The sequence below is a fragment of the Burkholderia sp. BCC1640 genome (assembly GCF_902833125.1).
Taxonomy (GTDB): domain Bacteria; phylum Pseudomonadota; class Gammaproteobacteria; order Burkholderiales; family Burkholderiaceae; genus Burkholderia; species Burkholderia diffusa.
The window spans coordinates 23,467-36,981 of record NZ_CADFEF010000035.1 but is presented as its reverse complement, the minus strand read 5'-3'; the positions used below and the strand labels follow the sequence as shown (position 1 = coordinate 36,981).

The 13,515-nt window shown below is 67.6% G+C and carries 14 protein-coding genes and 1 pseudogene; 9 read left to right on the top strand and 6 right to left on the bottom strand.

The window, feature by feature from the left end:
* The first annotated feature begins 59 nt into the window (after positions 1–59).
* The 3 genes from HWX25_RS28550 to HWX25_RS28540 all read left to right on the top strand — a co-directional run bounded on the left by HWX25_RS28550 (position 60) and on the right by HWX25_RS28540 (position 3,417).
* Positions 60–1,349 (top strand): FAD-binding oxidoreductase, encoded by a 1,290-nt coding sequence (locus tag HWX25_RS28550; protein ID WP_175911793.1) that lies wholly within the window; start codon positions 60–62, stop codon positions 1,347–1,349.
* Positions 1,350–1,365: 16 nt separating this feature from the next.
* Positions 1,366–1,923 (top strand): XRE family transcriptional regulator, encoded by a 558-nt coding sequence (locus tag HWX25_RS28545; RefSeq protein ID WP_059819447.1) that lies wholly within the window; start codon positions 1,366–1,368, stop codon positions 1,921–1,923.
* A gap of 147 nt (positions 1,924–2,070) precedes the next feature.
* On the top strand, positions 2,071–3,417 hold the full coding sequence (locus HWX25_RS28540) for a glutamine synthetase family protein (protein ID WP_059819446.1): 1,347 nt from the start codon (positions 2,071–2,073) through the stop codon (positions 3,415–3,417).
* Between the two features lie 66 nt (positions 3,418–3,483).
* Here HWX25_RS28540 and HWX25_RS28535 read toward each other — a convergent pair.
* From HWX25_RS28535 to HWX25_RS28515, 5 genes and pseudogenes are all read right to left on the bottom strand, one after another.
* Positions 3,484–3,639: pseudogene (locus tag HWX25_RS28535) on the bottom strand (GNAT family N-acetyltransferase); the annotation flags it as partial.
* 60 nt (positions 3,640–3,699) lie between these two features.
* Positions 3,700–4,089: a lysozyme inhibitor LprI family protein gene (locus HWX25_RS28530; protein ID WP_059819444.1), complete on the bottom strand. Its 390-nt coding sequence runs from the start codon at positions 4,087–4,089 to the stop codon at positions 3,700–3,702.
* A 50-nt stretch (positions 4,090–4,139) separates the two neighbouring features.
* Positions 4,140–4,901, bottom strand: coding sequence for an N-acetylmuramoyl-L-alanine amidase (locus HWX25_RS28525; protein ID WP_175911791.1), 762 nt, complete (start codon positions 4,899–4,901; stop codon positions 4,140–4,142).
* A 148-nt stretch (positions 4,902–5,049) separates the two neighbouring features.
* Complete coding sequence (locus HWX25_RS28520; protein ID WP_175911789.1) at positions 5,050–6,669, bottom strand: FAD-dependent oxidoreductase; 1,620 nt, start codon at positions 6,667–6,669, stop codon at positions 5,050–5,052.
* Positions 6,669–8,183 (bottom strand): polyamine aminopropyltransferase, encoded by a 1,515-nt coding sequence (locus HWX25_RS28515; protein ID WP_175911787.1) that lies wholly within the window; start codon positions 8,181–8,183, stop codon positions 6,669–6,671. Before HWX25_RS28515 ends, HWX25_RS28520 begins: the two co-directional genes overlap by 1 nt.
* A gap of 121 nt (positions 8,184–8,304) precedes the next feature.
* Between HWX25_RS28515 and HWX25_RS28510 the strand changes: the two genes are divergently transcribed.
* The 5 genes from HWX25_RS28510 to speD are packed head-to-tail and all read left to right on the top strand — an operon-like array spanning position 8,305 to position 11,820.
* Positions 8,305–8,691 carry a DUF350 domain-containing protein gene (locus HWX25_RS28510; RefSeq protein ID WP_059819440.1) on the top strand — a complete coding sequence of 129 codons (387 nt, stop codon included), beginning with the start codon at positions 8,305–8,307 and terminating at the stop codon, positions 8,689–8,691.
* Between the two features lie 26 nt (positions 8,692–8,717).
* The gene (locus tag HWX25_RS28505) at positions 8,718–9,770 is read left to right on the top strand and encodes an SPFH domain-containing protein (protein ID WP_175911785.1); all 1,053 of its coding nucleotides are present in this window, start codon (positions 8,718–8,720) and stop codon (positions 9,768–9,770) included.
* Between the two features lie 9 nt (positions 9,771–9,779).
* On the top strand, positions 9,780–11,300 hold the full coding sequence (locus HWX25_RS28500; protein ID WP_175911783.1) for a DUF4178 domain-containing protein: 1,521 nt from the start codon (positions 9,780–9,782) through the stop codon (positions 11,298–11,300).
* Positions 11,300–11,446 (top strand): hypothetical protein, encoded by a 147-nt coding sequence (locus HWX25_RS28495; RefSeq protein ID WP_175911781.1) that lies wholly within the window; start codon positions 11,300–11,302, stop codon positions 11,444–11,446. Before HWX25_RS28500 ends, HWX25_RS28495 begins: the two co-directional genes overlap by 1 nt.
* A complete protein-coding gene (speD, locus tag HWX25_RS28490) occupies positions 11,443–11,820 on the top strand; it encodes an adenosylmethionine decarboxylase (RefSeq protein ID WP_059819438.1) in 378 nt (125 codons plus the stop codon). The genes HWX25_RS28495 and speD overlap by 4 nt, the downstream gene beginning before the upstream one ends.
* 7 nt (positions 11,821–11,827) lie before the next feature.
* Here the strand turns inward: speD and HWX25_RS28485 are convergent, their stop codons facing one another.
* The gene (locus tag HWX25_RS28485) at positions 11,828–12,280 is read right to left on the bottom strand and encodes an SRPBCC family protein (RefSeq protein ID WP_059692120.1); all 453 of its coding nucleotides are present in this window, start codon (positions 12,278–12,280) and stop codon (positions 11,828–11,830) included.
* Positions 12,281–12,465: 185 nt separating this feature from the next.
* Here HWX25_RS28485 and HWX25_RS28480 point away from each other — a divergent pair, with 185 nt between their 5' ends.
* A complete protein-coding gene (locus HWX25_RS28480; protein WP_175911779.1) occupies positions 12,466–13,506 on the top strand; it encodes a bifunctional nicotinamide-nucleotide adenylyltransferase/Nudix hydroxylase in 1,041 nt (346 codons plus the stop codon).
* Positions 13,507–13,515 lie beyond the last annotated feature (9 nt).

Here is a 13,515-nt window from a genome sequence, read left to right as displayed (position 1 = left end):
TGAAATTGCCGTGCTAATTTTTCATGAAATTATCAGGCGAGAATTTCACGGGAGTCCGCATGTTCGTGCAGTCCGACCGTCACGTCGCAAGCTACTACGCCGGCACTTACCCGGCGCCGATTCCGCGGCGGCCCGAACTGGACGAACGCGTCGACGCCGACGTGCTGGTCGTCGGCGCGGGCTTCAGCGGGCTGCATACGGCGTTGCGCCTCGCGCTTGCGGGCAAGCGCGTGGTCGTGCTCGAGGCGAGCCGCGTCGCGTGGGCCGCATCGGGCCGCAACGGCGGGCAGGCACTGCTCGGCTGGTCGTGCGACATGCAGCCGCTCGAGGATTCGCTCGGCCGCGACGGCGCGCGCGTGCTGTGGGACAGCATGCGCTGGGCCGCGGCCGAAGTGCGCGAACTGCCCGCGCGGCACGGCTTCGACATCGACTACCGGCCCGGCAGCCTGTGGGCCGCGGTGCGGCCGCGTCGCGTCGCGATGCTCGCGCAGGCCCGCGACGAGGCCGCGCAGCGCTGGGGCTACGACCGGCTGCGCGTGATCGGGCCGGACGAGATGCCCGAGTGGATCGGCAGTGCGCGCTATCTTGCCGCGCTCCACGATCCCGAGGCCGGCCATCTGAATCCGCTGAAGCTCGCGCTCGGTCTCGCGCAGACGATCGAACGGGCCGGCGGCCGCATCTTCGAGCAAAGCCGCGTGCTCGACTGTCGCGAGACCGCGGGCGGTCACGTTGCCCGCACCGCGCGCGGCGAGGTGCGCGCGGACGTGCTGGTGCTCGCGTGCAATGCGTATGTCGACCGGCTCGATCGCGAACTGTCGCGCCGGTTGCTGCCGGTCGGCACCTACCAGGTCGCGACCGCGCCGCTCGCGCCGCACGTCGCACGCTCGCTGCTGCCGCGGAACAGTTGCGTGATCGACAACCAGTTCGTGCCCGACTACTTCCGCCTGAGCCCCGACAACCGTTTGCTGTTCGGTGGTGGCTGCACGTATCTCGGCGGGATTCCGGCTGACATCGCGGCCGCGACGCGCCCGCACCTCGAGCGCGTGTTCCCGCAACTGGCCGGCGTACCGCTCGACTACGCGTGGGGCGGCCACATCGACATCAGCATGCGACGCACGCCGGACATCGGCCGTCGCGGCCAGCGCTTCTGGCTGCAGGGCTTCTCGGGGCATGGTGTGTTGCCGACGCTTGCCGGTGCGCGCGCGGTCGCCGATGCCGTGCTCGGCGACGATCGCCTGCTCGCGCAGTACCAGCGCATCCGCAACCCGCGCTTCCCCGGCGGCGATCGTCTCGCCGCGCCGCTGGAAGCGATCGGCAAGGCCTGGTACCGTTTGCGCGATACCGTCTGACGCACCGGAATCCACCATGAACGAACAGGAAGAGATAGAAAGTCTGGCGATCCTGATCCGCGATCTGCGCAAGCATCGCAAGGTCACGCTCAACGATCTCGCGGAACGGATCGGTCGCTCGGTCGGCTTTCTGTCGCAGGTCGAGCGCGGGCTGTCGCGTCCGACGGTCGCGGATCTCACCGCGATCGGCGAGGCGCTCGGCGTGCCGACCACGTATTTCTACAGCCTCAGCAAACCGCGCAGCGTGCCGTGGGTCACGCGGCCCGACGAGCGGCGCACCGTGTATTACGCGGCCGGCATCACGGACATCCTCGTGTCGCCGAACATGCGTTCGCGCTTCTCGATCCTGGAGAGCCATCTCGCGCCCGGCGCGAGCAGCGGCGAGCGCTCCGTCGACGACAGCGACGAGCAGGGCGGCTTCGTGCTCGAAGGCGAGCTGACGATATGGATCGACGGCGACGACACGCCCGTCACGCTCGGCCCGAACGACGCATTTCAGCTTCCCGCGCACAAGCGGTTTCGTTACGCGAACCTGAGCGATGCGCCGGCACGCGTGATCTGGGTGTTCACCTGAGGTTGTCGGACGGCGGCCCGACGGGTCGTCGCGCTGTGCTGCCAGTTTGCAGTACTGATCGATAGCAGGCATGTGACGTGCCGCATGCCGATGAGTCCGGTTCGCCGCGCCGCGGCACCGCCATACAAGACATGGAAAGGATGAGACATGGCTGACGTCGTTCCCGTGCTGGTCGATGAAATCCGCGCATTCCGGCAGGCGCATCCCGAGATCCGTTATGTCGACCTGATCTGTCTCGACCTGCCGGGCCATTTCTACGGCAAGCGCTATCCGATCGATGCGCTCGAGAAGGTCGCGTCGGGTTCGCTGCTGAAGCTGCCGCAGAACTGCGTGCTGCTCGGCACGCAGGGCGGTCTCTACAAGATCGGCGACTACTGTTTCAACGACGGCGACCCGGATGCGCCGCGTCGCCTGATTCCCGGCACGCTGAAGCCGGTGCGCTGGGAGCGGCAGCCGCTCGCGCAGATGCTGATCAGCTCCGACGGCACGGATGCGCCGATCGAGTTCGAGCCGCGCGAGGTGCTGGCGCGCGTGCTGCGGCGGTTCGCGGCACGCGGTATCCGGCCGGTCGTCGCGTTCGAGCTCGAGTTCTATCTGTTCGCCGCGCAGCTCGCGGACGGGATGCCCCAGTATCCGCGCGATCGCCTGAGCGACGATCGCGACGATCAGCCGAACATGCACATCGAGCGCCTGTCGCGGTTTTCCGACGTGCTGCACGAGATGGTCGAGGCCGCGTGCGAGCAGGGCGTCGACGCGACGGTGATCACGGCCGAGCTCGGGCCAGGCCAGTTCGAGATCAACTTCGGTCACACCGACGACGCGTTGCGCGCGGCCGATTGGTCGGCGCTGTTCTGTCGCAGCACGCGCGGCGTCGCGTTGCAGCACGGCTATCGCGCGAGCTTCATGGGCAAGCCGTATCTGCATGCGCCGGGCAGCGGGATGCACGTGCACGTGAGCCTGTACGACGACGCGGGCCGCAACCTGCTCGCCGCGGACGGGCAGCGGCCGCTGCGGCATGCGGTGGCCGGCTGCCTCGAGCTGCTGCCGCACTGCATGCCGGTGTTCGCGCCGAATCACAATGCGTTCCGGCGCTATGGATCGATGGTGAACGCGGCGAGCCGTGCCAGCTGGGGCTTCGAGGATCGCGATGCGTGCATCCGGATTCCGGAATCGGATGCGCGCAATCTGCGGATCGAGCATCGGCTCGCGAGCGCGGACGCGAATCCGTACCTCGTGCTCGCGGCGATCCTCAGCGGGATGGAGCACGGGCTCGACGCGCGGATCGAGCCGATCGCGCCGCTCAACGACGATCGCGGCAGCGGGATCGATTTTCCGAAGGAGATGCTCTCCGCCGTCGCGGCGATGCAGGATCACGCGGCCGTGCGTGAAGGGCTCGGCAGTGAATTCGTGATGGTGTATTGCGAGAACAAGCGGCAGGAGGAGCTGGATTTTCGCAACGAGATCGGGGCGCGGGAGTATCGGTGGTTTCTGTGACGGTGTGACGCGTGACTTCGCCGCGGGGCGGCGGCAAACCCGACGGGAAATGAACCGAGGGCGTGACTAAGGAAGCGCACGCCAATAGCGGATCTCTTCGATCGGCACACCGTCGATCTCGAACGTCTTGGCGTCGCGCTCCGCGACGAAACCTTCGCGTTCGTAGAATGCCTTCGCCCGACGATTTTCGACGAGGACCCACAGCGATACCCACCGATGCCCGGTGCACGAAAGAAGGTACCGCGCCGCGAATCGACTCACGGCGCGGCACCCGGTCAGCTCTTACTCCCCGAGCTTCGCCGTCACGCACCCCGTGCTCGAGCACTCACGTTCGCGCTCGCGCAGAAACGACAGGCGCGACTGCGTGTAGTCGATCGCGCATTGCAGATTCACGAGATAGCCGTCGTCGCGCGTTTCGCTGCAACGGTCGTCGCGCTGCTTCATCCACGCGAGCTGACCCGTCTTCAGCTTCGCCTGCTGGTCGCCGCTCAACTGCTTGCGCACGCGGCCGTACTCGTCGTTCAGCTCGCGGTCGAGCTGCGAGAACTCGTTGCTGCTGCAGTACACCTGATCGAACGCGCTGCGCGGTTTACCGCATCCGGCCGCATGCGCGGCGAACGGAACGGCGAGCGCAAGCAGCGCGCAGGATACGAGCAGATTCTTCTTTTTCATGGCACTCCTCCTCACTGGGTGAAAACCGTTGAAACCAACGGGCGTTATCTTTACCTGGCCACCGTACACACGTCGATCCCGCCCGCGATCGCGGTGGCGAGGCGCTGGATCGTCTCGCGCTGCGCGAGCCGCTTTTCCTCGTCGGGATTGACGATCACGCCGGCCTCGACCAGCACGGCCGGAATCGGCGCGGTGCGCAGCACGACGAGATCGTCGAAGCGGTGGATGCCGAGTTGCGGATCGATCAGCGGACGGTTCTCGCCCTTGATCGGCTGCGCGTGATACAGCGATGGTCGTTCGCCGGTTGCGATCAGCCGCTCGGCGATCGCCTTCGCGCAACGCAGGCTTTCCGCGTAGTGCGGATTGCGCTCCGACACGAACACGGCGAAACCGCGGAATTCGCGCTGCCGGCCCGCGTCGATGAACTGCTGTTGCATCGAATCGTGATGGATCGACACGAACAGGTTCGCGTCGGGGGCCTGCGTCGAGCGTTGATCGAGCGCGATCTCGCGGCCGTCGGCCGACGTGCGCAGTACGCGATCGCCGTGCGCGGCGAGCTTCTCCGCGACGGCGGTGGACAGGTCGAGGTTGTATCGGTATTCGACGCGGCCGCTGGCGCCGGTGGCGCCCGGGTGGGCCGGCGTATGGCCGGTGTCGACGACGACGTAGCGGCCGGAGGCCGGCTGCGCATCCGGGCTTGCGGCATCGGCCGCATGCAGCGCCGGCGGCACGCCCAGCAGCGGCGCGCACGCGAGCAGGCGCGCGGCGGCGCGCACGAACGGGCGAAGGCGTCGAACGGTTCGGTTTGTCATTGTTGTTGTCGAGGAGGACATGCGGCGCGTCGTATGGCGCGCACCGTCGGCCTGCTCAATGCAGTCGGAATGTCGCGGGATTATAGCGGTTGCGGGCGGCGCCGCAATGACGAAATGACCGCTGCCGCACGGCGTCGCGCGCCGGCGATCAGGCGAGCACGCGCCGGGCGGCGAGCATGCCCCAGTACGACGCTTCCTCGAACAGCGACAGCCCGGACAGGTCCGCATGCGCGAACACGACGGGGCCGTCTGCCTCGCGCAGCGCGAGCAGTCCCGGACGGCTCAGGAATCCGACGTCGGGCGTCGCCATCGCGTGGCCGCGCACGGTGATCTCGAGCGCGGTCGCATGTTTCCACAGCTCGCGTCCGTAGACAGCCTGGAGGTCGATCGCCGCCTGCTCGCGCAGCGCATCGGGCTTTGCCTGCGCGAGCCAGCGACGCGTGTCGTCCGGCGAGCGCGTGCTCAGCGCCTGGTAGGCGGAGAACACCGAACGCGTCGGCGGCGACATCCTGATCAGCTGGTGCGTCGACACGACATAGCCGAGCCCCGCGCCTTCGTAGACGACGTTGTCCCATGCGAGCGGCACGCCGGCTTCCTCGGCCGGCATCCCGTCGAGCAGGAAGTTGGACACGAGCCACGGCGCGCGCGGCGGCAGGTCGCGCTTGGGATCGAAGCCGTATGCGTGAAGCTGCGGGAACACGCGCGCCGCGACGAACAGCGGCATCGCGCTGACGACGCGCCGCGCCTTCAGCATGAACGTCGTCAGCGTACCGTCGTCGGCGAAGCGTGCGCACAGCACGTCGACGCCGCCGTTTCGTTCGGTCGCGCGAACGGCGAACCCGTCCCGCGACCACGCGTTCGAGCCGGTGCGCGCGGTGATCGAGTCGCTCAGCTTCGTCACCATCGTGTGGAGTCCGTCGGGCCAGGTCAGCACCGCGCCGTCGCCCGCATCGCTCGCGTGACCGCCGCGCGATGCGAAGTAGTGCAGACCGGCCCATGCGGACACGCGCTCGTAGCCCGCGCCGTAGTCGTCGCGGCAGCAGTAGTTCAGGTACCAGTGCAGCGCGCTCGCGGTGTAGCCCTCGTCGAGCAGCCACTGTTTGAACGAACGCCGGTCGAGCGCGCGCCAGCGCGGGTCGCGCGACGATTCGGCGATCGGGATGCAGAACACCTTGCGGCCGTCCGCGCCGCGCGCGGTGCGCAAACCGTCGGTGTACGCGAAGAAGCGCGTTTGCTGCGCGAGCGCGGCGGCGTCGAGGCCGGTCGTCGGCACGATGCCGTCCTGCCACTGGCCGGCGATGAACAGCCGCTCGTCGGGCGCGTGCACGAGCGCGCGTTCGTCGTATGCGGGATGCGCGGAGAACGGTGCCGATTCGATCACGCCGAGATCGGCGAGCATGTCGCGCAGATGCGCGGATTCGAGCGACGGCAGCGGCAGGTAGTGCGCGCCTTTCGGATAACCGAGCTCGCCGAAGCGGCCGCCGGCCGCGTTGCCGCCGAATTCTGGGCCGGCGAGCACGACGAAGCGCGCATGACCGGCGCGCGCGAGCTGCCACGCGCATGACAGGCCGGCCGCGCCCGCGCCGAGGATCGCGACGTCGGTCTCGATCGTGCCGGACGGCGGCGGCAGCGCCGCGTGATCGCGCAGCGCGTGACCTTCGCGCATGCCGGGGTAGCCGACGCGCGGCGTCGTCTCGATCCAGCCGGTGCGCCCGCACGCGGCAAGCGATGCGGCCGCGGACGCGACGAGGAACGTGCGGCGATCCATCAGCGCAGCACGTGCTTCCAGTCGTCGTCGAAGCGTCGCACGAGCGGCTGGTCGTTGAGTTCGTTCGGCGACATCGGCAGCGCCGGCATGTCGGCCGGGAAATGGAACATCTCGGCGGCCGTCTGCGCGTCGAGCCAGCGCGTCGGCACCGAATAGCGCGTCGGCACGGTGAAGTCGTGGCGCTTGCCCGCGATCACGAAGCCCCAGTCGCCGAACGAGGGCACGTAGCAGTGATACGGCCACGTGTTGAGCCCGGCTTCGTGCAGCGTCGCGATGATTGTCCAGTATGCGTGCGGCGCGAAGTACGGCGACGTCGACTGGATCACCGCATAGCCGTTTTCCGACAGGTGACGTGCGAGCAGCCGGAACACCGGCACCGAATACAACCGGCCGAGCCCGAAGTTGGTCGGATCGGGGAAGTCGACGACGATCGCGTCGTACACGTCGGCGTTCGATTCGAGCCAGCGCACCGCGTCGTCGTTGATCACCTGCACGCGCGGGTCCTTCAGCGCGCCCTGGTTCAGCTTCACGAGCGGCGCGGAGGTCGAGAACAGCTTCGTCATCGCGGGGTCGAGATCGACGAGCGTGATCCGTTCGAGGTTGCGGTGCTTGAGCAGTTCGCGCACCGCGAGGCCGTCGCCGCCGCCGAGCACGAGCACGCGTTTCGCCCACGGCAGCGCCTCGATCGTCGGATGGATCAGCGCCTCGTGATAACGATGCTCGTCGCGCGACGAGAACTGCAGGTTGCCGTTCAGGTACAGCCGCATGTCGTCGTGCCATTGCGTGAGCACGATGCGCTGGTACGGCGTCGTTTCCGAATAGATTGTCTCGTCGCCGTATACGCCGTGCTCGGCCCAGTGCGTGATGCGGTCCGACAGCGCGAAGCCGGCGACGAGCAGCCCGATCACGAGCGACGCGCGCATCAGCTTGCCGCGCACGTTGCGGATCTCGTCGCGGAACAGGTGCGTGGTCCACAGCGCGACGAATGCGTTCAGTAACCCGAACAGAAAGCTCGTGCGCAGCAGGCCGAGACGCGGCGCGAGCACGAGCGGGAAGATCAGCGACACGGCGAGCGAGCCGAGATAGTCGAAGGTCAGCACCTCGCTGACGGTATGGCGAAACGCCTGGCGGCGCTGCTGGAACGCGCGCATCACGAGCGGGATCTCCATCCCGATCAGCAGGCCGAGCGCGAGCACGAGCGCATAGAGCGCCGCGCGGAACGGCGCGGCGAGCCACGCGAACACCGCGAACAGGAGTGCGGCCGATACGCCGCCGAGCAGACCGACGAGCAGCTCGATGTCGACGAAGCGATCGAGCACGTCGTCGTCCTCGACGAACTTCGCGAGCCACGAGCCGATCCCCATCGCGAACAGGTAGCAGCCGATCACCGACGAGAATTGCAGGATCGAATCGCCGAGCAGGTAGCTCGACAGCGCGCTGCTGATCAGTTCGTAGCCGAGCCCGCACGACGCGAGCACGAGGATCGACAGGACGAGCGCGCGCTTATGCAGCATGGCGCGTCCGTTGTGCAGGGCTCGTCAATGTGGATATACTGGCGCGGATTTTCGTGGGGCGGCCCGCCATGGGCCGGCCGGCGAGGGGGCGGCGAACCGAGCACAAAATCCGAGGAAAAGAATGAATAGTGCCTATCTTTATGCGGTTCATTTGCTGTCGGCGTTCGTGCTGCTTTTCGTGTTCGCGGCAGTGTACCTGAAGGTCACGCCGTTCGACGAACTGGCACTGATCCGCGACGGCAACGCGGCCGCGACGCTGTCGTTCGGCGGCGCGCTGATCGGCTTCTGCCTGACGCTCGCCTCCAGCATCGCGCACAACTCGACGCTCGGCGAAGTCGTGCTGTGGGCCGTCGGCGCGATGGCCGTGCAGCTCGCCACCTATGCGGTGCTGACGCGCCTGATTCCCGGCATGAATCATGCGATCGAGGATCGCAACATCGCGATGGGCGGCCTGATGGGCACCGCGTCGCTCGTCGTCGGCATCATCAATGCCGCCTGCCTGACCTGACGCGCCACGCGCTCGAGGAGACCGACATGAGTCTGGGTTCGTTTATCCGCAAGCAGTTCATCGACGTCCTGCAATGGACGGAAGACACCGACGGCGTGCTCGCCTGGCGCTATCCGATGGAAGACCAGGAGATCCAGTACGGCGGCCAGCTGACCGTGCGCGAAACGCAGGTCGCGATCTTCGTCAACGAAGGCAAGGTCGCCGACGTGTTCCAGCCCGGCCTGTACAAGCTGGAAACGCGCACGCTGCCGGTGCTCACGTACCTGAAGAACTGGGACAAATTCTTTCAGTCGCCTTTCAAGTCGGACGTCTACTTCTTCAGCACGCGGCTGCAGCTCGGTCGGCGCTGGGGCACCGCGCAGCCGGTGACGATCCGCGATCGCGAATTCGGCTTCGTGCAGCTGCGCGCGTTCGGCATCTACTCGTACCGGATCGTCGACGCGGCCGCGTTCCACCGCGAGGTGAGCGGCACGCGCGCGCAGTACACGGTCGACGATCTCGAGCAGCAGCTGCGCAACCTGGTCGTCACCGCGATGAGTACCACGTTCGGCTCGGCCGACGTGCCGTTCGTCGACATGGCCGCGAACCAGACGCTGCTGTCGCAACGCGTCGCCGAGGCGCTGGTCCCGGTGTTTACGCGCTACGGCCTCGCGCTCGATGCGTTCGCGGTCGAAAGCGTGTCGCTGCCGGCCGAGTTGCAGAAGGCGCTCGACCTGCGGATCGGCGCGGGGATGGCCGGCGATCTCGCCCGCGCGACGCAATACCAGACGGCACAGGCGATCCCGCTGGCCGCGCAGAACCCGGGCGGCATCGCGGGCGTCGGCGCGGGGCTCGCGGCCGGCGCGGCGATCGGGCAGGCGATGGCCGGTCAGATCGCGGGCGCCGCGCAACCGGCGCCGTCCGCACCGCCCGCGCCCGTCGCGGCACCGGTGGCTGCCGCGCAGCCGGCCGCACCGGCCGAAGGAACCGATTACGTGCAACGCCTCGAACAGCTGAAGGCATTGCTCGACAAGGGCCTCGTGACCGAAGAGGACTATTCGCGCGCGAAGGCGGAAATCCTCGCGAAGCTCACCCGGTAAGCGTCGCGCATGTTCAGCACTTCGTGCCCCCAGTGCGGCGCGCCGGTCGAGTTTCGCTCGGCGGCGGCGGTGATGGCCGTCTGCGCGTTCTGTCGCAGCACGCTGCTCAAGCGCGGTGCCGACGTCGAACGCATCGGTGAGCTCGCCACGGTGCTCGACGACGCGTCGCCGATCCAGATCGGCACGGCCGGGCGCTACGGCAAGCGGGCGTTCACGGTGCTCGGCCGCCTCCAGATGACCTACGACGCCGGCGCGTGGAGCGAGTGGTACGTCGTGTTCGACGACGGCGCGTTCGGCTGGCTGTCGGATGCATCGGGCCAGTATGCGGTCACGGTGCGCGAGCCCGACGACGCATCCGGCGGCGCGTGGCCTGCGTTCGGCACGCTGGAACCGGGCATGCGGATCGATCACGGCGGCCGCGCGTTTCTCGTGTCCGACGTGCGCACCGCGCGCTGCACGGGCGGCGACGGCGAGTTGCCGTTCCGCGTCGATGCGGGCTGGGAAGCGCGCGTCGTCGACCTGCGCACCGGCAACGCGTTCGCGACCTTCGACTATTCCGACGCCGATGCGAACGGCGGGAGCCCCGCCGTCTATACGGGCGAGGCACTGGAGTTCGACGCGCTCGCGTTCACGGGGCTGCGCGATACCGAAACCGATACGCGGGAGAAACGCGGTGCGGAGATGGTGCCGTTCGCGTGCCCGAGCTGCGGCGCGCCGCTGTCTTATGTGCCGGACGTGGCCGATTACGTCGTGTGCGGCAGCTGTCACGCGGGCGTGCAGTGCACGGCCGAGCAGCAGACCGTGTTCGCCGCACAGCGCAAGCTCGATGCCGTGAAGGGCGCGCTGGAACTCGGCGCGATCGGCACGTTCGACGGCGTGAAGTACACGGTGATCGGCATGATGCGTTGCCGCGTGCCGGACGACGACGAGACGTGGGACGAATACCTGCTGCTGAATCCGAAGCGCGGCTTCCTGTGGCTCGTGCAGAGTGAAGGGCGCTGGGAGCGCGTGCAGGTGCTCGATCGCTGGCCGACGATCGGCGGCGAATCCGACGTGACCGACGGCGGCAAGACCTACCGGCTGCGCGAGACGTACGACTCGGAAGTCGTGTACGTGGTGGGCGCGTTCAACTGGCGGGTGCAGGTGGGCGACCGCACGTCGATCGTCGACTATGGCTGGCAGAAGGACAAGCTCACGCGTGAGCGCAGCGCCGCGGAAATCGTCTGGTCGCGCGCGCAGCCGTTGTCGGCCAGCGCGCTGGCCGAACGCTTCGCCACGCCGGCGCTCGCGAAGGAGGCGGTTGCGTCCGCAACGGGTTCCGCCGGGCAGTCGACCGGCCTGTTCGGCGCGAAGCACCCGCACAGCTTCGCGCCGCTGCCGCTCGTGTTCAGCGCGATTCTCGTGATCTTCAACATGGGTTCGCTGTTCTCGTTCAGCGGCCGCTCCGTCTACGTGCTGATCGGCCTGCTCGTGCTGTGGCTGCCTGAATGGCTGTGGAAGAGTTTCGCGTCGGACGGGGGCAACGCGTAATGCGCTACATCCTCTACGGACTTTACGGGCTGATCGTCGTCACGTTGTTCAGCTGCGCGTCGCTCGGCGGCAGCGGCTCGGGCGGCGGCGGGTGGGGCAGTTCGTCGGCGCGCAGCGGCTACTCGTCGTACGGGTCGCACAAATGACGGCGCGCGACGGTCTCGCCGCGCCGCGTGCGATGCTCGGCTCGCACGTGCTGGCCGATCTCGCCGGCATCGACGCGGCGCTGCTGCGCGACGCCGCGCGGCTCGAGACGATTCTCACGAACGCCGCGCGTCAGGCCGGCGCGCACGTGATCGGCGCACATTTCCATCATTTCGGCGGCGAGCACGGCGTCACGGGTGTCGTGCTGCTCGCGGAATCGCACATCACGATTCATACGTGGCCCGAGCACGGCTTCGCGGCCGTCGACGCATTCATGTGCGGCGCCGCGCGCGCGGCCGATGCGGTCGATGCGATCGCCGCCGCGCTCGGCACGCATGCACAGGTTCGGCAGCAGGTGGCGCGCGGCGTCGCATGAGCGACGCTCAGTGCGGCAACGCTTCGGCTTCGGCCCAGCGCTTGAACGAGTCGAGACGCCGGCGCGTGTGCACGAGATAGAACGCGCCGATCAGCGGTTCGAGCAGCCAGCGCAGCCAGGACGGCTGCGCGCGGAACTGGTACGTGAACTTCACTTCGGTCGTGCCCGGCGTGCGCTCCGTGAAATTCCAGCTGCCGCTGAAGCGTTCGAGCACTTTCGGCCCGTCGACCATTTCGATGGCCGCGACCTGCGGCGGACGGTACGAGATGTAGCGCGACACCATCGTCGCGCCCGACTGGCTGCGGCAGAACGCGTCGACGCCGACGTCGGCCGTCATCCCGTCGAGCAGATACGCATCGGCGAGGAAGCTGTCCCACACGAGCCGCCGCGCGTAGTCCTGCGACCACGTGAAGAGGCGTCTGCGATCGACGCCGACGATCCGGCTGACTGAGATCCTCATGATGGATGGCGGGCGCCACGGCGCGGATTGGGATGAAATCGAGTGTACCGCGCCGGCGCCGCGCGTTTCGTCAGACTTCGTCAAGTCGAGCGCGTGCTCGATTGACCTTCTCCGGGAATTCCCCTACGATCGATTCCATGCCTTCGGGAAAGACCCGAAGCGTTTCAATCTCTTGAGGGAGCCTCATGAGTACGCAACAGAACCGGCGCTTCGACGCGCTCGTTTTCATTGGTCGTTTCCAGCCCCCGCATCGTGGTCACCTGAACGTGCTGAAGTCGGCACTGAGCCGGGCCGAGCGCGTGTGCGTGCTGATCGGGTCGACCGACAAGCCCCGCACCATCAAGGATCCGTTTTCGTTCGACGAGCGCTGCCAGATGCTGGCTTCGCTGCTCGAGCCGTCCGAGCGCGATCGCGTGACGGTCGCGCCCGTGCAGGATTCGACGTACAACGACGGCGACTGGGTGCGCTGGGTGCAGGATGCCGTGGCCGCCGCGCTCGGCGACGTCGCGCATCACAAGGTCGGGCTGATCGGCCACGAAAAGGACGCCACGTCGTATTACCTCCGGATGTTCCCGCAATGGGAGCTCCTCGACGTCGATGCGACCGAAGACATTTCCGCCACCGAAATCCGCGACCAGTATTTCGCCGAACGCACCAACAGCTTCGTGCAATGGGCGGTGCCGGAACCCGTGTTCGGCTGGCTCGAACATTTCCGCACGCAGCCGCAATTCGCGCAGTTGAAGGCCGAAGCCGAATTCATCGCCGCGTATCGCAAGGCTTGGTCGGCCGCACCGTATCCGGTCACGTTCGTGACGGTCGATGCGGTGGTCGTGCACTCCGGCCATATCCTGCTCGTGCGTCGGCGCAGCGAACCGGGGCGCGGCCTGTGGGCGTTGCCGGGCGGCTTCGTGAACCAGGACGAACGGCTCGACGCGGCGTGCATCCGCGAATTGCGCGAGGAAACCGGCCTGAAGCTGCCGGAGCCCGTGCTGCGCGGCTCGATCAAGGATCGCCAGGTGTTCGATCATCCGGCCCGCTCACTGCGTGGCCGCACGATCACGCACGCGTGCCTGTTCAACTTCCCGACCGGCGAGCTGCCGCGCGTGAAGGGCAGCGACGACGCCGACAAGGCGCGCTGGGTGCCACTCAACGAATTCGCGCAGATGCGCAACGTGATGTTCGAGGATCACTTCGAGATCGCGTATCACTTCCTGGGGAAGCTGTGACGCGCTGAT